Here is a 22,982-nt window from a genome sequence, read left to right on the forward strand (position 1 = left end):
GCGCGAACCACGGCGGTTCGCCCGCGGCTCGTCGCGCCGCCCCCGTTTTTTCAGAACCCGTCGCGCCCGGTCGCCTTCTGCAGCATCTCCAGCCCGCGCTTCGGCCCGCCGTTCAGGTCCTGCGGCATCGCCTGCAGGATCTCGAGCGCCGCCGCCCACAGCCCGCGCGCCTCGCAGGCCGCCAGCAGCGGATGGTTGCGATACGAGCGCTTGCCCTTGCTGATCGCCATGTGGGCGCGGTGCGCCCCCGCGAGGTCGCCGTATCCGGCCATGACCCCGCTGAGCTCCTCGAGCTTGATGTCCGGGTAGCCCTCGCCGCGCGCCAGCTCGATCGCCTTGTCGAGCAGCGTCGTGCTGACCTCCGTCAGCCCGCCGCGCGACGCCAGCGCCGCCATCAGCTGGATCGACTTGCGGTCCTTCGGCAGCTCCTCGCGGGCCCGCGCGAACCACTCCTGCCATTCGCGGCGGGTCGGGTCGAGCGCCGCCAGCACGCCCACGCGCACGTCGAACCGCTCCCACTCCGCCTGCTTCTCGAGCTTCTCCGCCACCTCGAGCCGTCCGAGCACCGCCGCCGCGCCGGCGAGGTTGCGGAAGAACTCCCCGCTGCCCTCCTTGCGCAGCTTGGGGGCCGCCTTGGCGATCTTCTCGAGGTGCCCCTTCGCCTGCTCCGGGGCCACGCGCGCCAGCGCCAGCAAGTACTCCGCGCAGCTGGTGTACTTCGGCGTCAGCTGGGTCGCGGCCACCGCCTCCGCGCGCGCCGGCTCGCCCGCCGCCGCGATCGCGGTCATCAGCCGCACCAGCGCCGACGAGGTCGACAGCCCGTCGAATTCCTCGAGCCACGCCCGCGCCGCGTCCCACTCCTTGAGCGCCACCAGCCGCTGCAGCCCGCGGTCGAGCAGCACGAACTCGTTGTGAGCCCCGCGCGCCTTCATCTTGGTCACCAGGTGCTTGAGCTCGGCCGCCGACGCGCGCGGGCAGATCGCCGAGACCGCGGCCGGCGTCTCGGTCCACGACGGCTCCTGCTCGCCGTCGGCCAGCACGTCGATGGCCTCGCGGATCCGTCCGACCGCCGCCAGCGCCTCCGCGACCACGCTCCGGTTCTCGCCCGCGTTCGTCTCCGGGTCGGCCGAGGCGATCGCCGCCTTCAGCAATTCCTCCCCGCGCTCCTTCTCGCCGAGCAGCACCCAGCCCGCGCCGATCATTGCCTTGGGCGGCGCCGGCGAGCGCTCCTTGGCCTCCTTCTTCGTCAGCAGCTTCTCCGCCTCGCGCAGCCAGCGATGCAGCATCCCCGTCTGCACGTCGGTCAGCGGCGGCCCGGCCTGCCGCCACGCCAGCGCCGCCACCACCGCCTCGGCGTGGGCCCGGGCCGCTTGCCACGGGTTCTTCCACGCCTTCCAGCCGCCGCGGCCCTCGATCGCCTCCGCCGCGCGATCGAACAATCCCAGCACCATCATCCGCTCGGCCAGCCTTCGCCGGTCGTTGTTGCCGTGATGAGCGTCGTCGAGCGCCTGCGCGCCCTGCTCGACGAACGCCGCCAGGTCGTCGATCGACCCGCCGGGCGGCGGCCACTTCGCCTTGGTCGCGCGCGCCGGCGCGGCCGCCTTGCCCTTCCTGGCGAACTTGCGCTTGAACGCCGCCCACGCCGCCGGATCGGCCGTCGCCGACGCCGGGTCGGGCCACACCTTCGCCTCGCCCCAGCGCCACGGCCACGCCCACTTGCGCCCGACCACCCACGCGATCTTGGCGTCGACCTCGGCCTCCGTCGCGCTCGCCTCCGGGGGGCCGATCACCAGGCCCTCCGGCATCGCCACCGCCACGCGTTCGCCGTCGAGCGGGAACGCCGGGTTCCAGTCCCACTGCGAGCCGTAGTCGTCGCCGTCGGTCACCAGCGGGCTCTCGCCGCTGGCCTCGATCGCCGGGTGGAAGCGACCGATCTCCGACCCGTCGCGCTCGCGCAGGAACGCCAGCCCCTTCGACGTGTGGCTGACCAGCACTCCGTCACCGTACGCCACCCCGCCGCTCGGCTCCTCGATGTCGAGCAGCAGCGCCGGCTTGTCTCCCAGCTCCCAGATCTGCAATCGCCCGCGCGCCGAGATCGCCGCCGCGCGGCCGTCGGGTCGCCACGAGAAGCCGTACCGCTCGTCCTCGTCCTCGTCCTCGCCCGCCTTCAGCGCCGGCGCGTCGGGGCTGTAGCGGTACTCCCCGCGGTCGTAAATGAAGATCCCCGGCTCCGCCCCCCACTTGTTGCCGGGTTGCACGATCGCCGCCAGCCGCGATCCGTCGCGCGAATAGATCAGCGACTCCGCGCCCACGTGCATCGGCAACTTCCCGTTCGGCAGCCCCGTGCTCGCGTCGTAGTAGACGATCCCCGCCGGGTGCATCGCGAACTCGCTGCCGTCGGGCGAGAACGACACCGGCGGGTGAGCCTGGTGCTCCCACAGGATCTTCCCCGTCTTCGCGTCGAGCGCGAACAGCTGCGACCACCCGCTGTAGCCGACGATGCGATCGGGGTGCGACCAGTCGATGCCCTTGAGCGGCTGCAGCCGCGGCTCCGAGTTCGGGTTGCTCGGGTCGGCGAGGCCGGCCGACTCGCACCAGCGCGGCTGCGGGCGCCGGCCGATCAGCGGCACGATCGCCCCCAGCGCCAGGTTCGGCCCCCAGCAGGCGATGTACACGTCGCGGCTGTTCGGCGACCACGCCCACGACGGCGGCCGGCTCCACCCGTCGGTCACGTAGGCGCACGAATCGGGCTCGCCCGTCTGCGCGAACGGGTCGAAGCTGCCGACCCCGTTGGTGTCGAATGCCAGGCCGACGCGCTTGCCGTCGGGGCGCCACTGAATGCAGCCGCCGTAGTCGGGCCAGCCGACGCCGCCGCGGATCCGCAGCAGGTTCACGCAGCGGCCGGCGCGGACGTCCCAGATCTGCAGCACCCCGCCGCGGTCGTAGTCGTCGCCGACCCACGAGCCGGTGGCGAGGAAGCGGCCGTCGGGCGACAGGTCCGTCCATTCGACCTCGACGTCGTGGCCGTGCGCGTGCCCCAGCGCCGCGTGCGGCCGCAGGCGCGCGGTCGCGGCGCGGTGGGCCGCGGTGATCCCGTGCGCCGCCTCGTGGGCGTAGAGCGCCTCGCGCAGCGGCGGCAGGTCGCGGTCGGCCTCGAACTCGTCCCACGGCAGCGCCTCGATCGCGGCCGCCAGCGCCGGCCCGGCCTTCTGCGGGTCGAGCCCCGAAAACCCCGACGTCGCCGCGCCCGCCGGCGCCACCGCCTTCGATTCACCGGCCAGCACCGCCATCAGCTCGTCCTCGCCGAGCACCGTGATCCCGAGGCGACCGGCCGCGTCGATCTTGCTGCCGGCCTTCTCGCCGGCGAACAGGATGTGCGTCGACTTGCCGACGCTGCCGCCGATCTTCGCCCCGAGCGCCGCGAGCTGCTTCTCCGCCTCGGCGCGCTTCAACTTCGAAAAGGTCCCGGTGAGGACGACGGTCTTGCCGCGGACGTCGATGGCCATCGCCCATCACTACACGTTTTCGCGCGCCCGATCCATCGCCGCGCGCGGCCCCGGGCCCGACGGCGCCCGGCCCCCTGACTTCCGTCGATGGGAGACATCCGAATGGCGACAGCGGCCCGGGGCCTTCACCCCCCGGCCGCGCTCCTGCCCCGCTCGGCACTGCCCGCGGCCGCCACTTCTTCTTTCACCGCGACTGCCATCGTGACAGTGACCCAACGGCGACGGCTCCGACGAATCGGCCGATTCGTCGGAGTAAGCCAATCGTCCGCCCCGGCGCGCCGGGGCGACCGCCGCGGCCCCTCCTGCGCGCCGGACGGGGGTCGACGTATCTGTTTCGGGCCGCCGCGAAAATTCACGCGCGCCCGCGCGATACCATGACGCTCCGCGCCGCCATTCGGCGCGTCGATTCACGCTGTCGGTCGTCGGGACGCCCCGACTGCTCCGCGGCGCTCGGCGGGCCTACTCGAGCGCGCGGCCGCCGTCGCAGGGGACCGGCTCGGCGGCGCTGGTCTCGTAGCAGACCCCCTCGATCTCGTCGTACACCAGCTCGGGGACGATCGACATCTGCTCGACCGCGGGGCACTCGACACACCAGTTGCAGATGATCGGCGGCTCCTCCTGCAGGCAGATCGGGGCATTGCAACAAACCGCCGCGGCGGTCTGGGAAGCCAGGCCGACCCCGCCGAACGCCACCACGACCGCCATCATCGACCACAATTGAGCAAAACGCATAGGTTCCTCCAGTATTTGCAGTAGTTTCCAGCATCGACCGCCGCTCGAACAATTCGAGCGAGCGAGCGAGCGATATGTTGATAGTCGCAGAATACGTATAGGAGTCAAGGCCCCGTCGCGGCCCGTTGACTGCAAACCGCCGCTCCTCCCATCCGTCGGGACGCCCCCGAGCGCACGAACGCCGTGCTCCTTACGCCCCGTAGACCCCGCTGCTGCCGGCTCTTCGGCCTGTGCGCGCGCGAACCGAGGCTCTCCCGTCGGCGGTCTCCTGACGCCTCCGACGGAACACTGTCCCGAGCCCAATGCATAGAGTATCGAGCGACGATTCAGGAGAATCCCAGCAGGCGTGGTTTACCCGCCTTCGACCGATGTAGGTCCCGTCCCGACGGCGTCCTCCCGCGAATGCATCGAGGATCTTTCGCTGCCTCCCGCGGGGGCATCGGCCTCGCCCCGCGCGACTGATCGGACCTCGGTCGGACCTGCCGGATCCGCGGAGAACGCATGTCCCATGAGACATGCCCGATTCGACATGTCCGAATTTTCACTACGCGCGCGTTTTCGCTCCTTCATTAAAATTAAACATCCGACATTATGACAAAACGATCTCCCGATGAAGACCTGACGCTCCATCCCTCGTTCTCCCGCCTCTTGGCCGAACAACCGCCCTGGAGCCGCAAGGATGGCTGTTCAGTTTAACTTGCAAGCTGTCTTTTTTAATGGATTCCTCCACGCAGCATGTCCCCTCGCCTCGCCTCGTACGTCCCGCTCGCGGCCGCACTCGGGCTGACCCTCGCGCCCCGCGGGGCCGTGGCCGCCCCGTGCGCGGAGCTCCCGAACCCCGTGATCGGCATCGGCGGCAGCGCCAGCAAGCCGCTGCTGGCCAAGGTCGCCGCCGCCCTGCACGCCGTCGACGACCCGATCGACCTCGTCTACCAGAGCCCGGGCGCCTGCTTCGGCATCACCTACTTCGTCGACGGCACCAAGATCACCGGCACCGCCAACTACTGGGACGAGGACGGCAACGAGCAGACCTGCGACCTCCCGCTGACCGGCGCCGACCCGGACTTCGGCATGCTCGGCGTCAAGGGCACCCTGTGCGAGGGCGTCGACGCCATCCCCGACGGCATCGCCGAGTTCCCCGGCCCGATCACCTCGTGGAGCCTCATCGCCTCCAACGACTCGAGCCAGACCAACATCAGCGCCGCCGCGGTCTACTTCATCTACGGCTTCGGCGCCGCGCTCGGCCAGGTCGCCCCGTGGACCGTCGACGCCGAGCTGTACAGCCGCAACGCCACCTCCGCCGCCCTGATCGCCATCGCCCTCGGCGCCGGCATCCCGCCGACCAAGTTCAAGGGCCTCGACGTCGGCACCAACCAGGCCATGATCTCGAGCGTCGGCCAATCGCTGAACCCCGAGGCCGCGCTCGGCTTCGTCAGCACCGAGGTCGCCGACCTCAACCGCGACACCGTCCACACGCTCGCCTACCAGGCCCCCGACCAGACCTGCGCCTACTGGCCCGACTCGACCGCGACCGGCTTCGACAAGCGCAACGTCCGCGACGGCCACTACGACCTGTGGAGCCCGTACAACTTCTACGTCCCGGTCGACGGCGGCGGCGAGATCACAAACCCCGAGACCCGCCGCCTCATCGGCTGGTTCACCGGCGCCGAGCCGCTGCCGCAGGGCCTGCCGCTCCTCGACATCATCATCGACAACGGCACCATCCCGCAGTGCGCCATGCAGGTGTGGCGCGACGAAGAGATCGGGCCGCTCTACAGCTTGCAGCCCGACGCGCCGTGCGGCTGCTACTTCGAGTCGCGCGCCGCCGGCGGGACCGACTGCCAGACCTGCGCCGGCGACGACGACTGCTCCGCCGACGCCCCCGCCTGCCGCCACGGCTACTGCGAGGTGATCTGACCTTTGCGACCTGTCCCTCGCGCCACCCACGAAGCCTCCAGGAGCCCCATGCCCACCGCCTCTTCCACCGTCCGCGCCCACGTCGCCGCCCGCGCCCTCGCGCTCGCCGTCGGCCTCCTCGGCGCCTGCTCGAGCGAGCAGGTCGAGCCGCCCGGCGACGACACCGACGACCCCGCCACCTCCGCCGACCCGACCGGCCCCGTCACCGCCACCGAGCCCGGCACCACCACCACCGAAGACCCGACCGGCACCACCACCACCGAGGGCACGACCACCGACGACCCGCCCGACCCGACCAGCACCACCGGCGACCCCGCCGAGTGCGAGACCCGCGACGGCTGCTGGAGCTGCACGCCCACCACCCACAAGCAGCACCTCAACGCGTGCACCGACGCCACCTGTGAGCCCTTCCCCAACACGAAGGACCGCCTCCCGCTACTCGAAGAGGACGGGACGCTGCCGCCGCTGCCGTGACCTCCGCCTCTCACTCCCGCCCCCTGGCGTGGCTCGGCGCGCTGGTCCTGGCGCTCCCGCAAGTCGCCGCCGCCGCGCCCTCGGTCGAGATCGAGATCGAGGACGACGACGCGCCCGCGCCGACGCCCAAGCCCCAGCCAGCCAAGCCGACCACGTCGACGCCGACGACGCCGACGACGCCGAGCAAGACCTCGCCTGCTCCGTCCTCGCCGACGACGACGACGACCGCACCGACGCCGTCGACAAAGACGGCGCCGACGATCTCGCCTCCGAGCGCCCCGAGCGACGTCGACGCAGTGCCGATCGACGAGCCCGTCGTCGAATCGCCACCCTCCGCGCCCGCGCAGCCCGACCCCGAGCTGACCGCGCTGCGCGAGCAATTGGCGGCAGTGCAGGCCCGCCTCGAGACGGTCGAGAAAGAGCGCGCGGCCGAGAAGGCCGAGCAGCGCAAGACGAGGGCCCGCAGCCCGTTCGTGCGCGTCGGCGACGTCGGCCGCGCCGAGATCGCCCCCACCCATATCGGCTTCGGCCCCGGCGCCGGCGTGTCGCAATGGGGCGTGCGCCTGTCGGGCTACATCCAATCGCAGTACCAGTGGAGCCAGCTGTCCGAGGACCAGATCCAGCAAGGCGGAGCGTCCCTCAACCAGAACCGCTTCATGGTCCGCCGCGGCCGCCTGCGCGTCAGCGGCGACTGGAAATGGGTCGCCTTCGACTTCGAGCTCGACGGCAGCACCACCCGCGGCCCGTTCGTCGGCGTCCGCCAGGCCAACCTCAGCTTCGTCTGGCGCAACCCCGACGCCGCCCGGCCGCCGTACATGATGGTCACCGCCGGCCTCACCGAGGCCCCGTTCGGCCACGAGCTGCGCCTCGGCCAGCGCGAGATGATGTTCATGGAGCGCTCGCTCGGCTCGCTCGCGTTCTTCCCCGGCCCCGTCGACGTCGGCGTGCGCGTGCGCGGCGGCGTCGCTGCGTTCCGCTACGACCTCGCGATCATGAACGGCACCCCGCTCGACGACCGCGCCGGCGCCCGCAACACCACCGACCCGACCCGCGCCCCCGACTATATCGGCCGCTTCGGCTTCGCCGCCCGCCCCGGCAAGCACGCCCTCAGCGGCGGCGTCAGCCTGCTCTACGGCACAGGTTTCCACCGCGGCAGCGAGGCGACCAAGAACAAGCTCGAGTGGAGCGACCTCAACGAGAACGGCGCGATCGACACCGGCGAATTGGTGGCAGTGCCCGGCCAGGCCGCCACCCCCTCGCTCAATTTCCGCCGCTGGGCCGTCGGCGCCGACTTCCAGGTCGGCCTGCGCTCGAAGGCCGGCTGGACGCAGATCCTCGCCGAGGGCACGATCGCCAGCAACCTCGACCGCGACCTCATCGTCGCCGACCCTGTCGTCGTCGGCGCCGACCTGCGCGAGCTCCACGGCTACGTCGCGGTCATCCAGGAGCTGTTCGGCCGGGCCGTGGTCGGCGCCCGCTACGATTATTATGACCCCAACACCGACCTGCTCGACCGCCGCCGCGGCGAGTTCGTGCCGAAGGCCGCCGCCATTCACACGATCTCCCCGATCGTCGGCGCCCTCCTGCCGCCAGGCTGGATCCCCGGCGTGCGCGGCCGCCTGGTGTTCCAGTACGACGCGGTCCTCGACGCCCTCGGCCGCGACAGCCGCGGCGTCCCGGCCAACCTCAAGAACGACCAGTTCATCGTCCGCCTGCAGGGGGAGTTTTAAAAAGGCGATGCGCGCCGCACTCACCGCACTGTTCTTCATGGCCGCCTGCACCGGCGAGGTCGAGCAGCAGATCGGCCTGTTCGAGCCGCTGCGCGTGCCCGACGGCGAGCTGCTCGACGACGAGCCGCCGCTCGACGAAGCTGGCCCGAAGGTCACCTCGCTCGACACCTCGAGCGGGATCCTCACCGTCGGCCAGCGCGACCGCCTGCTCTCCGGCCGCACCACCGACGACGCCCACGCGATCGCCGTCCGCTTCGACGGCCTCGGCAGCGGCTGGTGGGTGCGCCCGGTGCAGGACAAGAACCCGATGTTCCCCGGCGAGCGCGACTTCCAGCTCCGCCACGACATCGGCGGCGGCGCCCCGCCCGGCGTGCACACCCTGCTCCTCGCCGCGATCGACGGGGCCGGTCGGCGCGGCCCGGCCTTCGAGCTCGAGGTGTGCGTCCGCGACGACGGCCTGCCCGACAACCTCAACGCCTGCGACGCCACCATCCCGCCGCCGGCCGTGGTGATCACCCTCGAGTGGGACCAGGACGTCGACCTCGACCTCGTGGTCGAGACGCCGAGCGGCAAGAAGATCGCCCACGCCACCCCGACCTCCGGTGAAAAGGTCGAGACCGAGGTCCCGGCCGGCGTCGTCAAGGATCCCACCACCGGCCGCCTCGTGCGCGACAGCAACGCCGGCTGCGCGATCGACGGCCGCAACAGCGAATCGGTGGTGTTCCAGGAGCCGCCGGCGCGCGGCACCTATCTGATCTACGCCGATCTGTTCGACGCCTGCGGCGCGCCCGGCACCCTGTTCTCGGCCGCGGTGTACCGCCGGGTCGAGCGCGACGACGGCACCTTCGCCCTCGTCGAGGACGCGCGCACCGGCGGCGCGCTCGTCGACCTCCAGGCCACGGGCGGCGGCAAGACCCCGCTCTACGTGATGGCCAGCAAGCAACCGTGAGGACCGTGCCTTATGAACGTCGTCGATGAACTGATCAAGATCGCCCTGCTCGGCGCGACCTGGGTGCTCTACTTGCTGTTCGCCCTGTCGGTGCTGTCGATCGCGGCGATGGTCGAGCGCTGGCTGTTCTTCCGCAAGAACCGCGCCGGCGGCGACAAGCTGCGCCAGGACCTGCTCGCCGCCATCGCCGCCCGCGACGAGGCCCGCCTCGACGCGGCGCTGGCCGCCAGCAAGACCGTCGAGGCCGAGGTGCTGCGCCAGGCCATGCTGTTCAGGGACGGCGGCTCCGCGGCCTTCCTCGACGCGGTCGAGAGCGGCCTCGCCTCCGAGCGCGCCGGCCTCGACCGCGGCACCGTCCTGCTCGGCACGATCGGCAACAACGCCCCGTTCGTCGGCCTGTTCGGCACCGTGCTCGGCATCATCGAGGCCTTCTCGTACCTCGGCACCGGCGACCAGGCCGCCATGGGCAACGTCATGAGCGGCATCTCCGAGGCGCTGGTCGCCACCGCCGTCGGCATCTTCGTCGCCATCCCCGCGGTCATCGGCTTCAACGTCGCCCAGAAGAAGGCCGGCGAGCTCGAGAACAGCGTGCTGTCCCTCGCGCGCCTGCTGTCGGCCTGGCTCAAGCTGGCCGAGGCCCACGCCGAGGCCGAGGCCCACGACCCCGACAACCTGGCGCGCCTGCCCGACCGCTCGGCCCGCCGCGCGCTGGGGCCCATCCGCAGCGGAGGTACTTAGGGACATGGCCGGAACGACAGACACCGGCGGCCGCCGCCGCGCGCCGATCGCCGCCATCAACGTCACGCCGCTGGTCGACGTGATGCTGGTCCTGCTCGTCATCATGATGGTCTCCGCCACGTACATCGTGTCGCAGACGCTCAAGGTCGAGCTGCCCAAGACCGCCACCAGCGACGGCAAGACCGCCACGGTCGCCGCGGTCACCATCACCGACGCGCACGCGCTCTACCTCAACAAGCAGCCGGTCACCGAGGCCGAGCTGAGCACCCGCCTGCGCGGCCTCTACGCCGAGGACAGGGGCATGACCCTGGTCGTCAGCGCCGACGAGCGGGCCGACCACGGCGCGGTCGTCCACGTCCTCGACCTCGCGCGCGTCGAGGGCATCACCAGCTTCGCAGTCAACGTGGAGCGCAAGAAGCCATGAGCGATCGCCGGCGGCTGTCGGCCCGCGCGGTCTACGTCCTCAGCGCGCTGTTCCACGGCGCGCTGTGGCTGGGCGTGCGCAGCGTCGACAGGCCCGAGCCGCCGCCGCCGCCGCCGATCGTCATCAAGGTCACCGAGGTCCCGCCCGAGCCGCCGCCCGAGCCGCCCGAGCCGCCCGAGCCCGAGCCGCCTCCGCCCGAGCCGGCCCCCGAGGCCCCGCCCGAGCCCGCGCCCGAGGTCCCGCCGCCACCCGCACCACCTGCCCCGAAGGCCAGGAAGGCCGAGCCCAAGCCCGCGCCCGAGCCCGCGCCCGCGACCCCGCCGGCCGCGCCCGAGGTGCCCGACTTCGGCGGGCAGATGTCGAACGCCGGCGGCCCCGGCGGCCTGCCCGTCCCCCCCGGCGACCCGGGGGGCAGCAGCAACGGCGGCGGCAAGCGCGAGAAGGTCGAGACCAGGACGCGCTCGCTCGCGCCCGGGCCGAAGAAGGCCGCCGCCGACGATTGCGCCGAGCCCGAGGTCAAGCCCAAGCCGCTCGAGCTGCCGCAGCCGCAGTACACCGAGGCCGCGCGGGCGGCCGGGATCGAGGGCAAGGTCCGCGTGCAGCTCGAGGTCAAGGCCGACGGCAGCGTCGGCGCGGTCACCGTGCTCGCCTCGCTCCACCCTGACCTCGACGACGCCGCCAAGGTCGCCGCCAAGGCGGCCCGGTTCGAGCCCGCGACCCGCTGCGGCAAGCCGGTCGCGACCACGCTCACCATCTCGATCAAGTTCACGCTGTGACCGCAGGATCATGGCCGCTCGTTCGCACATGTCCTCGAAGACAGCCTCAAGCCGCGGCCGCCATGAGCCTGCTCGCCCACACACGTCCTCGAAGCCAGCATCACGGGGCGAGCACCATGCGCCCGCCCCTTCGCACACCTCCTCGAAGACCGCTCATCGCCGAGAGGGCCACGATCATGCTCTTTCGCACATGTCCTCGCAGACAGCATCCCATCGCGAAGTCCCTGCGTCCGCGCCTTCGCACATGTCCTCGACGTCTGCGACCCGCCGCGAGCGTCCTGCGGCTGCTCGTTCGAACATGTCCTTGAAGACAGCCAAATCCGCGCTCCTCGCGGCCCTGATCGCCCTCGCCCCGGCCGGCGCCGCCGCCCACGTGGTCGCCCCGCCGGCGCCGCAGCTGACCCGCGCGCCCGAAATGGTCGAGTTCGTGCCGGCCGACTACCCCGAGAGCGAGCGCGCCGCCGGACGCGCGGCCGCGGTGGTCCTGCGCCTCCACATCGACGACACCGGCGCGGTCAAGTCGGCCGAGGTCACCGAGTCGGCCGGCCCGGCGTTCGACGCCGCCGCGGTCGCGGCCGCCCTCAAGTTCAGGTTCAGTCCCGCCGAGGTCGACGGCAAGCCCTCGGCGATCAAGATCGCCTACCGCTACGAGTTCCAGCTCGCGCCGGCCGCCCCGGTCACCGCCGCCTTCCACGGCGTCATCAAGCGCCGCGGCACCGGGGCGCCGGTGCAGGGCGTCACTGTCACGGTCACCGCCCCCGGCCTGGCCGCGCCCGCGGTCGCGGTCACCGACGCCGCCGGTCGGTTCCAGTTCACCGACCTGCCCCCGGGGACAGCCACCGTCACCCTCGCCGGCGAGCGCCTGCCCGCGCTCGAGATCACCGAGGAGCTCGAGTCGGGCAAGGAGCACGACCTCGCCTACGAGGTCTCGCTGGTCGACCCCGAGCCCGAGGCGCCGAGCGGCGACGACCTCGAGATCGTCGTCGTCGCTCCGCCGCTGCGGCGCGAGGTCGTCTCCACCGCCGTGCGCGCCGAGGAGGCCGGCAAGGTCCCCGGCACCTCCGGCGACGTCCTGCGCGTGGTCGAGAGCCTGCCCGGCGTGGCCCGCAGCGCGGCGGGCGCGGGCCAATTGATCGTCTGGGGCGCCGCGCCGCAGGACACCCGCGTCTACGTCGACGGCGTCCCGATCCCGCGCCTCTACCACGAGGGCGGCCTGCGCTCCGTCATTCACCCGATGCTGGTCGACAGCATCGAATTGGTGCCCGGAGGTTACGGCGCCGCGTTCGGCCGTGGCCTCGGCGGCATGGTCTCGGTCGGCACGCGCACCCCCGACGGCAAGCGCGTGCGCGGCCGCCTCGCCGCCGACACCCTCGACGCCTCCGCGGTCGTCTCGGTCGCCCTCGACAGGCGCGAGCGCGTCCGCCTCGCCCTCGCCGCCCGCGTCTCCTACCTGAAGTCGTGGGCCGACCGATTGCTCGATCCGTCCGCCCGCGCCTTCTTGCCGATCCCCCGCTACGGCGACGGCCAGCTGCGCCTCTCAATTAAACCGTCTTCGCGCGACCGCATCGAGATCGTCGGCCTCGCCAGCGGCGACCGGTTTTCCCGCGGGATCCCCAGCGCCGACCCGGCCCTCGCGGTCCTCGATCAGCGGAGCCTCGACTTCGGCCGCGTCTACGCCCGCTGGACCCGCGACTACGACGACGGCGGCAGCCTCACGGTCACCCCCTTCGTCGGCTACACCCGCGCCCGGCAGGTCAGCAGCTACGGCGACATCGCCACTTCCCTGGCCTCGAACAGCTGGCTCGTCGGCGTGCGGGCGAACCGGCGGATCCGCGCCGCCCGCTGGCTGCACTTCGACGTCGGCCTCGACGCCGAGGTCAACATCACCTCCCTCGGCCGCCGCGGCTCGCTCGGCCTGCCCGCGCGCGAGGGCGACATCCGCGTGTTCGGCCAGCCGCCACCCGACCAGATCGGCGGCGACGACTGGCAGACCACCTCCGTCGGCCTCGCTCCCTACGCCCAGGCCGAGCTGTCCTTTTGGTCAGGCAAGCTGCGCGTCCTCCCCGGCCTGCGCATCGACCCTTACGCGCGCAGCATCAGCCGGCGCAACCCGCCCGCCAGCGGCGTCCCGGCCGTCGGCCTGTTCGAGCAGGACTTCGCCGTCGAGCCGCGCTTCGCGGTCGTCGGCGCGCCGCACTGGCGCGTCCAGCTGCGCGGCGCCGCCGGCCTCTATCGCCAGATGCCGGCGCCCGAGGACCTCTCGGCGGTGTTCGGCAACCCGCGCCTGCCGACCTCGCGCGCGCTGCACACCGTCGTCGGCGCCGCCGTCAAATTCACAAAGACCCTCTCGCTCGACCTCACCGCTTTCTTCACCCGTTCGAATCGCCTGGCCATGCGCAGCCCCGCCGACTCGCCGCTGCCGGCCCAGGCGCTGGCGCCGATCGGCAGCGGCCGCTCCTACGGCGCGCAATTCCTGTTGCGGCAGGAGATGTTCAAGGGCCTGTTCGGCTGGGTCGCCTACACCCTCATGCGCTCCGAGCGGCAGAACGGCCCCGACGTCCCGGTCCGCCTGTCCGACTACGACCAGACCCACATCCTCACCGCCGTCCTCGCCTACGCCCTGCCGCGCGGCTTCGAGGTCAGCGGTCGGTTCCGCTACGCCACCGGCTTCCCGCGCACCCCCGTCGTCGGCGCCTACCACGATTCGACCTTCGACCGCTTCCAGCCGGTCTTCGGCGCCCACAATTCGACGCGGATCCCCGCCTTCGTCCAGCTCGACCTGCGAATCGGAAAACGCTTCGACATCGCCGGGACCCACCTCGACCTCTTCCTCGAGCTGCTCAACGCCTGGAACCGCAAGAACCCCGAGGAGATCGCCTACTCGCCCGACTTCGCCGCCCGCGACACCATCCGCGGCTTCCCCGTCCTGCCGGCCTTCGGCCTGCAGTGGGAATTTTAAACCGGCGGACATGTCCCGTGCACCATCTATTCGCATTCGCCGGCGCTCGCGCCTCACCCCGCGCATTCGCTGCCGTAATGTCCCCGAGGACATATCCATCGTATCATCGCCATCGCCGCTCCTCGCGCCCCGGCCATCATCCCGTGTCCCCGGCTCTCGGACCTCCAGGACATGTCCATTGCGCCTCCGCCTCACCTCCGCTCCTCCCGCCCCGGCGTTCATCCCGCCGCCCTGACCTCCAGGACAGGTCCATTGCGCCTCCGCCTCGCCTCCGCTCTCCCGCCCCGGCGTTCATCCCGTGTCCGCCTCCCTGACCTCCAGGACAGGTCCCATGCGCCATCTCCTCGCCTTCGCCTCGCTGCTCGCCTGCGTCCCCGACCTCGACGTCGACCTCGCGCGCGTCGACGCCCCGCGCGTCCTGGCCGTCCGCGCCGAGCCGGCCGAGGTCGTCCCCGGTGAGCCGGTCGCGCTGTCGGCCCTCTACGTCGACGCCGGCGGCACCCTCGCCGAGGGCCCGCTCGAATGGGCCTTCTGCGCCGCCCGCCGCCCGCTCGCCGAGCTCGGGCCGGTCCACCGCGCCTGCCTGGGGCGCGGCGGCGACTCCTTGCTGTCTCTCGGGACAGGCCTCTCCGTCACCGCCCCCGCCCCCGAGGGAGGCTGCCGTCTGTTCGGCCCCGAGCCCCCGCCCGCGATGGGCGACCAGCCGGCGGGGCGCCCCGTCGACCCCGACGGCACCGGCGGCTATTATCAACCGTTGCGGATCTTCGCCGGCGACGACGACGCCGACCTCACCCTGTTTCAATTGCGGATCACCTGCGGCCTGGCCGGCGCCGACCAGCAGCAATCCGCCGAGTACCGCACCCGCGCCCGGCCCAACCGGGCGCCCGCGGTGCTCGCAGTCGAGCGCGACGGCGAGGCGCTCGCGCCCGGCGCCGCAGTGACCGTCGCCCCCGGCGCCGAGCTGCCGCTGCGCCTGGTCTGGGAGACATGTCCCGAACAACCAAAGTGCGGCGACGCCCTGTGCACCCTCGACGAGGCCGCCGACAGCTGCCCCGCCGACTGCGGCGGCCCGCTCGGCTGCGGCGGCGCCGAGACCTACCTGCGCTTCGACCCGTCGACCCTCGAGCTCGTGAGCACGCGCGAGGCGATCCGCGTCGCCTGGTACGCCACCGGCGGCCGCTACACCGCCGCGCGCACCGGTCGCTCCCCGGCCGAGCGCGAGGCCTTCAGCGACAACGCGTGGACCGCCCCCGAGACGGCCGGCGACTACACGCTTTGGATCGTGCTCCGCGACGATCGCGGGGCCGCAGACTGGCGCGAGCTGGCGATCCACGTCGAGTGAAGTGAGTCGATGCGCACAGCGATCTTCCGGCTCGCCGACGGAGCCGAGAGATCATCGAGCGCGCGATCATTGAACGCGCGAGGTCGCCCGTGATATGACGCCCCCATGCCCAAGCCGACGAACTGGCAGAAGCTCTTGCGGAAACTGAGCGACGACCTGCTCGAGGAGGCGCAGGACGAGGCCGACTTCTGCCTGGAACCGGAGGTGTACGAGCGCGTGATCGCGGACCACTGGCTCGGCCGCCCGCCGGCGTCCGAGGAGGCCCTCCGCGCGGCGGAGGTGCGCCTGGGGCTCTCGCTGCCGCCGGACTACCGAGCGTTCCTGGCGGTCTCCAACGGCTGGTACGGCTGCTTGATGTTCCCGAACGGCCTGGCCGCCCTCCTGCCGGTCGAAGAGGTCCAGCCGTCGCACGCTTCGGAGGCGAACGTGGACTGGGTCATGCAACACCACGCCTCGGAGCTCCGGGGAGTCGACCTCGTGCGCGAGACGTTGCTCATCGGCGAAGGCGACGGTAACGAGTACATCTTCCTGCACCCCGGCAAGGGCCCCTGGGGCGTGTGCAACTGGGACCACGAAGTCGGGATCACGCTGTTTCCCAGCTTCGAAGCCCTGATGCGCTCGCGGTGACGTGGCCCCGCTCCGCGTCGAGCTCCGGCCGCGAGCTCGATCACCCGTTCGACCTCGTCGATCGCCCGCAGCGACCGCGCGTGCCCGGCTCGTTCTTGCCCGGGGGACGCTCGGCGGCGGCGTGCTGGGTTCGGTCGGCCTCGCCGGCTACCGCCTCGGAGCGGCGGCTCGAGCGACGACCGCTCTTGCCCTGCCCGTCGCATCGACTGTCGCGCATCGCGGCAGGCACCCGTCGACCTGTCTCAAAAGACATTCATCCGAGTCGGGCGCCCCGGCCGGCGCGCGACTCGGGTGCGCCCCGTCGATTCAGTCGCACTCGCTCGTCGATGGCAGCGACCTGCGGGATCGCGCGATTGTCCCAGGCCAATAACGATCGTGCGCCCCAAGTCGGAGCGCCTGCGACGAACCGAGCAATGGTAACAGTCCCATCGAATGGCCAGCTTCGGCGAGATTGCCCGATCCGCCAGCCCCTATCGCCGATCGTCGCCACTCGAATTCGCCGAGTACCCGGTCCGTGGTTCAGGCGCGAGCGGATCCCGGATCTCGACGGAGTCGACCGTCACCGCTTAAAGAGAGCTCCCGTGGACGGGGGCCGGGACGCCCTGGAACCGAGTTTGCGCAGGACGAGGCAATTGTCGCCTCGAAGCGCCCTGCCCCGGGCGAAGTCCGAGCAACTGTCTGAGGGGCCAGGGCGTCCCGGACACCGGCCCCGCGACCCTCGCCGCGCATCGATCCGGGACCCGCTCGCGCCGTGCGACCCGCGTCGCGCCTCGCCGAGGCCACAGCCCCGAAGCACCCATCGAGCCGCGCATCGATCCGGGACCCGCTCGCGCCGTGCGACCCGCGTCGCGCCTCGCCGAGGCCGCAGCCTCGAAACACCCATCGAGCCGCGCATCGATCCGCGGCCGCTCGCGCCGTGCGCCCCGCGTCGCGCCTGGCCGACCACCGACCCTCGAGGACCTGCTCGATGGGACAGATGCCCCGCCGCCACGCACCCGCGGCGCGTCGACGCGCCGCGGCTCCCCTGTCGCGCGAGGCGCGTCGACGCGCCACTCGGCCGCGCGGCGATTGTCGGCACGCCGCCCTCACTCTCCACAATCGCGCGGTCTCGACAATCGCCGTCCGCCGACGCCGACCCGCTGTCACGATCGCCCGCGGCGGCCGTCGCGTGGGCGCGAGGGAACCCACGCCCCCACCTCGAGGCCGCTCGTTTTCGCACATACGCGCCGACCGCGGTTGCGTTACCCTGGGGCCCGCAAGGCCCAGCGGGCCAGAGGACCGGAGGCCCAGTCGTGGAGCAGGACCGCAACTTCGTGTTCGAGCGCTACATCCCGCTGCTCGACCCGGACACCTTCTCGGACCTCGCCTTCTACCGCGAGCTCGAGCGGATCGGCTACCGCCAGGTCTTGCTGGGGGGCACCGGTGCGGCCGACTTGCCGGGGCTGACCATGAAGCTCAAGGAGAACACCCGACTGCAGGTCGTGCTCTACCCGGCCGGCCCCGACTCGCTGGCCCCGGCCGACGTCGTCCTCCTGCCTGACGTCATGAACTCGAACTCGCACTACGCGCGGCCGTTCGGGTCCGGCTCCGTGGCCACCGCCATGCACGTCGCCCGGCGCGGCCTCAACTTCATCCCGCTGGCCTATTTCATCATGGGCAACAGCACCGCGCGCTGGTACTTCGACGCCTTCCTGGTGCCCTCGCCGAAGATCATCCTCGGCTACGCCAATTATGCCCGCATGGTCGGCTACCGCTACCTCGCGCTCGACTACGAGGACCCCGCGCTGGCCATCGACCCCAACCTCATCGCCGCGCTCAAGCAGGTGTCCGGGCTCCACCTCGTCATCTCCGACGAGTTCGACCCCGAGAGCGGCCGCCAGGCCCTGCGCATGGGCGCCGACACCGTCGTCACGCCCTCCGACATCTTCGAGGACGCCGGCGACCCGCTCCGCCTCGCCCGCGAATTCCACGACGCCCTGCTCAGGCCCCCGTGAACGCCCCCCAAATTCCACGACGCCCTGCTCAGGCCCCCGTGAACGATCCCCCGCACGATCCCGCAGGCACCTCCCCCCGCCTGCGCCTGCTCACCCGCCCGCTCCCCGTCGCCAGGCCCGACCTGCCGCTGCCGCCCCCGGGCCGGCTGCTGCACGTGTTCGCCGTCGCCATCGCCATCGGCTCGACCGCCGCCGCCGTCGGCGCTTATTACATCACCCTCGCCGCAGTGTTCCCGCCGGGCGTCCTGCCGCAATTCCTCGTCATCCTCGCCGCCCTCGTGGCCGCCTCGATCGCCGTCGTCTACGCCCGCCACCGCCGCTTCGTCGATCGCCTCGAGCCGTGGCTGCGCCGCCCCGGCGACAGCGTCGACCTCGACGCCTGGCGCCAGGCGCTGTCGTGGCCGGCGCGCCTGTCGATCTTCATCGGCCTCTCGGCGGTCGCGGTCAGCCTGAGCGCCGCCGTGATCATGATCGCGATCACCGGCGACGCCTGGCTCGGCTTGCACATCGCCGTCGGCGGCCTGCTCGCCGCCGTGCTCGACGCGATCTTCGCCTGGCTCTACACCGACGCGGCGACCCGGCCGCTGCGGCGGGCCCTGATCGCGCGCAGCCCGATGTTGCCGGTGACGGGTCCGGGGATCGTGCGCCTCGGCCTCGGCGCGAAGATGGCGATCGTGATCGTCGGCGTGCAGCTGGCGGGCGCGGTGATCTCCGGCACTCTGGCCTATCGCGGCGCGAGCGCGGCGGTGGCCGCCCACGAGCCGACGGCGCTGGCGCTGCACATCCTCGTGGTCACCGCGATCGGCCTGCTCGTCAGCCTCTCGGGCTGCCTCCTCGTCACGCGCAACACCACCGACCCGCTGCGCGAGCTGACCGACCTGGTCGGCACCTTGACGCCGGACCAGCTGTCGCGCCGCGCGCTGCCGATCGGCGGCGACGAGGTCGGTCAGCTCAGCGCCGCCGTCAACGGCATGCTCGGCGGGCTCGAGGAGCGCGACTTCATCAAGGACGCCTTCACCCGCTACGTCACCCGCCAGGTCCGCGACGTGGTGCTCCAGGGCGGCCTCGAGCTCGGCGGCGAGCTCGTCACCGCCACCATTCTGATGGCCGACATCCGCGGCTTCACCCCGCTGGTCGAGAAGATGCCGCCGAAGCAGGTCGTGCGGATCTTGAACCGCTACTTCACCGAGATGGTGGAGGAGTGCATGGAGCACGGCGGCCTCATCGACAAGTTCATCGGCGACGCGATCCTCGTGGTGTTCGGCGCGCCGGTGCGGCTCGCCCCCGAGCTGTCCGCGCGCGCGGCGGCTTCCGCGGCCCTGGGCATGCAGCGCCGGCTCGCGCGGCTCAACGACGCGCTCGCGGCCGAGGGTCTGCAGCCGCTGCGGATCGGCGTCGGCGTGCACACGGGCGAGGCGATCGCCGGCAACATCGGCGCGCCGCAGCGGCTCGACTACACGCTCATCGGCGACTCGGTCAATACCGCGACCCGCATCGAATCGGCGTGTAAGGAAGTCGGCTCCGACGTCCTGATCTCCGAAGCCACGCGGATCTTGCTCGGCGACGTGGCCACAGTCGGCGCGCCGGTGACGGTCCACCTCAAGGGCAAATCGCGCCCCACCGCGGTGTTCCCGCTGCTCGGCCTGCAGAGCTCGTGATCGCCGGCGCTCGTGGTCGCCGCAGTTCCCTGATGGTTCGTGGCCGCGCCCGCTCGGCGCGGTCCCATTCGCCGCTGCGCTCGCGCCCGCGGCGCCCGCGGTGGACGTGACCGTCACCTGCGGGTACAAAGATCTGTCATGGGGACGAGCGACCTGAACTACCAGTGGGCGGTCCGACGCCCCGCGTGGACGGTGCGCCAGGCCGGCGAGGTCGTGCGCAGCGTCGCCGACACCGTGGAGAGCGCGTGCCAGGTGCACTTCCCGTCGTCGGAGGGCTTCCGCACCGAGACCACCGAGCTGAACGGCCTGGTCGAGGGCGTGCGCCTGTCGGTCTCGCGCGGCGAGTTCGCGGCGGTGGTCAGCGCCCAGTGCTACGCCGAGCAGGTGTCTCAGGAGACATGTCCTTCGCGCCAGGTATCTGTCCGCTTGGTCGCCGCCCGCCGCGACGCCCCGCCTCCGCCGCCCACGGTGCTCCGCCTGGTCCAGGTCGCCGGCCCGGTCGCGCTGCTGCTCGGCGTCAGCGCGGTGGTGTTCGCCCTGATCTGCGCCGCCGCGGTCCCCGGCGTCGGCGGCTACTTCCGCCTGTCGCTGTGGATGAGCTTCATGCTGATGATGGCCCCCGCCGTGGCCTGGCTGGCCGGCGCCCGCACGTCCATGCAGCTCGAAGCCGTCGAGGCCAGCCAGTCCGCCATGTCCTCCCGCGTGGCCGCCCTCGCCGACGCCAACGCCCGCTGGCAACGCCTGCTCGCCGTCGTCCACGAGCAGCAAGTCGTGGTCGCCCAGTACAAGGCGCTGCCGTTCCGCCGCTGAGGCGCGATATTTACATGTCTTTCAGGACATGTACGATAGAACATGACTGACGAGCGCCCGCTCGCCCTCCCGCTCGGTGCCCGAGGTCCAGCGAGTCCTCGGAGATTCGAGGATGAACGACCGAGGGAATGCAGACGAGCGCGTGGCGCTCGGCCCGAGGCCACCGCGATTCACGCCCACTGCACCGTCCCTGCAACGTGGTTTGCAAGCCACCCGAGAGTTGGTACCACCTGGTCCCGTGAACCAGCGCTCGTTCGCCGTCATCCTCGCCGTCCTCGCTGCTTGTGGGTCCAGTGAGCCGCCGCCCGCGAAGACCGCCGCGGTCGCGCCGACCGGACCGAAGACGCCGGTGCTCGACAAGAAGCCGGAGTTCGGCGCATGGGGCGTCGATCTCGCGGGCATGGACGGGGCGGTCGCGCCGGGCGCCAGCTTCTATCACCACGTCAACGGCCACTGGCTCAGGACCGCGAAGATCCCGGACGACAAGTCGAACTACGGCCTGTTCCCCGCGCTCATCGATCGCAGCCAGGAGCGCACCAGACAGATCATCGAATCGAGCGAGGGCGCCCCGGGGACCGAGGGGCAGAAGATCGGCGACTACTATAAGACCTTCATGGACGAGGCGGCGATCGAGGCGCTCGGCACGGCGCCGCTGCAGAAGAAGCTCGAGTCGATCGCCGCCGCCGAGGACGTCGACGGCATCGTCGCGCTGCTGGCCGCGCACTCGCGCGAGCTGGGCTCGACCCCGTTCACGACGTTCGTCGACCAGGACGATCGCGAACCCGAGACGCACATCGCCACCCTCTCGCAAGGCGGCCTCGGCCTGCCGGACCGCGACATGTACGACGCCAGCGCGGGGCAGTTCGCCCCGCTCCGCGACGGCTACAAGCAGTACATCGCCACGATGTTCGGGCTCGTCGGCATGCCGGAAGCCGAAGCGCGCGCGGCGGCCGTCTACGCGCTCGAGGAGAAGCTCGCCGCGTCGCACTGGACGCGGGTGCAGAACCGCGACCCGCAGCAGACCTACAACAAGCTGACGATCGCCCAGCTCGAGGAGACCGCGCCGGGCATCGACTGGAAGCTGTGGCTCGCGGGCGTCGGGCTCGCGGGTCAGGCGGCGATCAACGTCAAGCAGCCGGGCGCGATCGCGGCGGCGGCCAGGCTCGTCCAGGACCAGCCGATCGCGGTGTGGAAGGACTACCTCACGCTGAGGGTGCTGACGGCCGCCGCGCCGTACCTGCCGAAGAAATTCGTCGACGCTCACTTCGAGATGTTCGGCAAGACCCTGTCGGGCACGCCGCAGCTCGAGGCGCGCTGGAAACGGGGCGTCGACAACGTCGTCGGTTCGCTGGGCGACGCGGTCGGGAAGGTCTACGTCGCCAAGTACTTCCCGCCGGAGACCAAGGCGGCCGCGGACGAGCTGGTGAAGAACCTGCTCGTGGCGATGGGCCAGCGCCTCGACGGGCTGACCTGGATGAGCCCCGCGACCCTGACGAAGGCCAAGGAGAAGCTCGCCACCTACAACCCGAAGATCGGCTATCCCAAGCAATGGCGCGACTACTCGGCGCTGACGATCATCCCCGGCGACGCGCTGGGCAACGAGGAGCGGGTCCTGAAGTTCATGTACGACTGGGCGCTCGCCAAGCTCGGCAAGCCGGTCGACCGCGACGAGTGGAACATGCCGCCGATGCAGGTCAACGCCTACTACAGCGCGGCGCTCAACGAGATCGTGTTCCCGGCGGCGATCCTGCAGCCGCCGTTCTTCGACGCCGCCGCGGACCCGGCCGTGAACTACGGCGGCATCGGGGCGGTGATCGGTCACGAGATCAGCCACGGCTTCGACGACCAGGGCGCGCAGTACGACGCCAGGGGCGCGCTCAAGAACTGGTGGTCGGCCGAGGACGCGGCGAAGTTCAAGCAGGCGACCGCGATGCTGGTCGCGCAGTACAATGATTATTGTCCGTTGCCCGCGGCCGACGGCAAGCCCGCGCAGTGCGTGAACGGCGAGCTCACGCTCGGGGAGAACATCGCCGACCTCGCCGGCTTGACGATCGCGTTCCACGCCTACCAGCTCTCGCTCGGTGGTGAGCCCGCGCCAGTAATCGACGGCCTGTCCGGCGAGCAGCGCTTCTTCCTCGGCTGGGCGCAGAGCTGGCGCCGGGTCTACCGCGATCCGGAGCTGGCGAACCGGCTCGTCACCGATCCGCACAGCCCGTCCGAGTTCCGGACGGACGTCGTGCGCAACCTCGACGCCTGGTACGACGCGTTTCAGCCGAAGGCCGGCGAGGCGCTGTACCTCGCGCCGGACGAGCGCGTCAAGATCTGGTAGCCGCCTCGGCTGGACAT

General features: G+C 71.6%; 16 protein-coding genes. 14 read left to right on the top strand and 2 right to left on the bottom strand.

The window, feature by feature from the left end; genetic code table 11:
• Positions 1-50: 50 nt before the first annotated feature.
• Complete coding sequence (locus O0S08_RS36105; RefSeq protein ID WP_269033999.1) at positions 51-3,506, bottom strand: BRCT domain-containing protein; 3,456 nt, start codon at positions 3,504-3,506, stop codon at positions 51-53.
• 459 nt (positions 3,507-3,965) lie between these two features.
• Positions 3,966-4,238 carry a hypothetical protein gene (locus tag O0S08_RS36110; protein ID WP_269034000.1) on the bottom strand — a complete coding sequence of 91 codons (273 nt, stop codon included), beginning with the start codon at positions 4,236-4,238 and terminating at the stop codon, positions 3,966-3,968.
• A gap of 735 nt (positions 4,239-4,973) precedes the next feature.
• Here O0S08_RS36110 and O0S08_RS36115 point away from each other — a divergent pair.
• The 14 genes from O0S08_RS36115 to O0S08_RS36180 all read left to right on the top strand — a co-directional run bounded on the left by O0S08_RS36115 (position 4,974) and on the right by O0S08_RS36180 (position 22,965).
• Positions 4,974-6,155: a hypothetical protein gene (locus tag O0S08_RS36115; RefSeq protein WP_269034001.1), complete on the top strand. Its 1,182-nt coding sequence runs from the start codon at positions 4,974-4,976 to the stop codon at positions 6,153-6,155.
• Positions 6,156-6,203: 48 nt separating this feature from the next.
• Positions 6,204-6,629, top strand: coding sequence for a hypothetical protein (locus tag O0S08_RS36120; RefSeq protein ID WP_269034002.1), 426 nt, complete (start codon positions 6,204-6,206; stop codon positions 6,627-6,629).
• Positions 6,626-8,359: a porin gene (locus tag O0S08_RS36125; protein WP_269034003.1), complete on the top strand. Its 1,734-nt coding sequence runs from the start codon at positions 6,626-6,628 to the stop codon at positions 8,357-8,359. The genes O0S08_RS36120 and O0S08_RS36125 overlap by 4 nt, the downstream gene beginning before the upstream one ends.
• A 7-nt stretch (positions 8,360-8,366) precedes the next feature.
• Positions 8,367-9,308, top strand: coding sequence for a hypothetical protein (locus O0S08_RS36130; protein ID WP_269034004.1), 942 nt, complete (start codon positions 8,367-8,369; stop codon positions 9,306-9,308).
• Positions 9,309-9,320: 12 nt separating this feature from the next.
• The gene (locus tag O0S08_RS36135; protein ID WP_269034005.1) at positions 9,321-10,046 is read left to right on the top strand and encodes a MotA/TolQ/ExbB proton channel family protein; all 726 of its coding nucleotides are present in this window, start codon (positions 9,321-9,323) and stop codon (positions 10,044-10,046) included.
• Between the two features lie 4 nt (positions 10,047-10,050).
• Positions 10,051-10,470, top strand: coding sequence for an ExbD/TolR family protein (locus O0S08_RS36140; protein WP_269034006.1), 420 nt, complete (start codon positions 10,051-10,053; stop codon positions 10,468-10,470).
• Complete coding sequence (locus tag O0S08_RS36145; RefSeq protein ID WP_269034007.1) at positions 10,467-11,246, top strand: energy transducer TonB; 780 nt, start codon at positions 10,467-10,469, stop codon at positions 11,244-11,246. The genes O0S08_RS36140 and O0S08_RS36145 overlap by 4 nt, the downstream gene beginning before the upstream one ends.
• A gap of 298 nt (positions 11,247-11,544) precedes the next feature.
• Positions 11,545-14,205 (top strand): TonB-dependent receptor, encoded by a 2,661-nt coding sequence (locus O0S08_RS36150; RefSeq protein ID WP_269034008.1) that lies wholly within the window; start codon positions 11,545-11,547, stop codon positions 14,203-14,205.
• Positions 14,206-14,536: 331 nt separating this feature from the next.
• A complete protein-coding gene (locus O0S08_RS36155) occupies positions 14,537-15,547 on the top strand; it encodes a hypothetical protein (protein WP_269034009.1) in 1,011 nt (336 codons plus the stop codon).
• 105 nt (positions 15,548-15,652) lie between these two features.
• The gene (locus O0S08_RS36160; RefSeq protein ID WP_269034010.1) at positions 15,653-16,174 is read left to right on the top strand and encodes an SMI1/KNR4 family protein; all 522 of its coding nucleotides are present in this window, start codon (positions 15,653-15,655) and stop codon (positions 16,172-16,174) included.
• Positions 16,175-17,466: 1,292 nt separating this feature from the next.
• Entirely contained in the window at positions 17,467-18,168 is a 702-nt protein-coding gene (locus tag O0S08_RS36165) for a geranylgeranylglyceryl/heptaprenylglyceryl phosphate synthase (protein WP_269034011.1), read from the top strand.
• Between the two features lie 38 nt (positions 18,169-18,206).
• On the top strand, positions 18,207-19,826 hold the full coding sequence (locus O0S08_RS36170; RefSeq protein ID WP_269034012.1) for an adenylate/guanylate cyclase domain-containing protein: 1,620 nt from the start codon (positions 18,207-18,209) through the stop codon (positions 19,824-19,826).
• Positions 19,827-19,964: 138 nt separating this feature from the next.
• Complete coding sequence (locus tag O0S08_RS36175; protein WP_269034013.1) at positions 19,965-20,636, top strand: hypothetical protein; 672 nt, start codon at positions 19,965-19,967, stop codon at positions 20,634-20,636.
• Between the two features lie 238 nt (positions 20,637-20,874).
• A complete protein-coding gene (locus O0S08_RS36180; protein ID WP_269034014.1) occupies positions 20,875-22,965 on the top strand; it encodes a M13 family metallopeptidase in 2,091 nt (696 codons plus the stop codon).
• Positions 22,966-22,982: the final 17 nt, after the last annotated feature.

The sequence above is a fragment of the Nannocystis punicea genome, assembly GCF_026965555.1.
Taxonomy (GTDB): domain Bacteria; phylum Myxococcota_A; class Polyangia; order Nannocystales; family Nannocystaceae; genus Nannocystis; species Nannocystis punicea.

What these genes read in the sequence shown, in the direction of transcription:
- O0S08_RS36105 (WP_269033999.1), bottom strand. Translation starts at nt 3,506, where the DNA reads ATGGCCATCGACGTCCGCGGCAAGACCGTCGTCCTCACCGGGACCTTT.
- O0S08_RS36110 (WP_269034000.1), bottom strand. Translation starts at nt 4,238, where the DNA reads ATGCGTTTTGCTCAATTGTGGTCGATGATGGCGGTCGTGGTGGCGTTC.
- O0S08_RS36115 (WP_269034001.1), top strand. Translation starts at nt 4,974, where the DNA reads ATGTCCCCTCGCCTCGCCTCGTACGTCCCGCTCGCGGCCGCACTCGGG.
- O0S08_RS36120 (WP_269034002.1), top strand. Translation starts at nt 6,204, where the DNA reads ATGCCCACCGCCTCTTCCACCGTCCGCGCCCACGTCGCCGCCCGCGCC.
- O0S08_RS36130 (WP_269034004.1), top strand. Translation starts at nt 8,367, where the DNA reads ATGCGCGCCGCACTCACCGCACTGTTCTTCATGGCCGCCTGCACCGGC.
- O0S08_RS36135 (WP_269034005.1), top strand. Translation starts at nt 9,321, where the DNA reads ATGAACGTCGTCGATGAACTGATCAAGATCGCCCTGCTCGGCGCGACC.
- O0S08_RS36140 (WP_269034006.1), top strand. Translation starts at nt 10,051, where the DNA reads ATGGCCGGAACGACAGACACCGGCGGCCGCCGCCGCGCGCCGATCGCC.
- O0S08_RS36145 (WP_269034007.1), top strand. Translation starts at nt 10,467, where the DNA reads ATGAGCGATCGCCGGCGGCTGTCGGCCCGCGCGGTCTACGTCCTCAGC.
- O0S08_RS36150 (WP_269034008.1), top strand. Translation starts at nt 11,545, where the DNA reads ATGTCCTTGAAGACAGCCAAATCCGCGCTCCTCGCGGCCCTGATCGCC.
- O0S08_RS36155 (WP_269034009.1), top strand. Translation starts at nt 14,537, where the DNA reads ATGCGCCATCTCCTCGCCTTCGCCTCGCTGCTCGCCTGCGTCCCCGAC.
- O0S08_RS36160 (WP_269034010.1), top strand. Translation starts at nt 15,653, where the DNA reads ATGCCCAAGCCGACGAACTGGCAGAAGCTCTTGCGGAAACTGAGCGAC.
- O0S08_RS36175 (WP_269034013.1), top strand. Translation starts at nt 19,965, where the DNA reads ATGGGGACGAGCGACCTGAACTACCAGTGGGCGGTCCGACGCCCCGCG.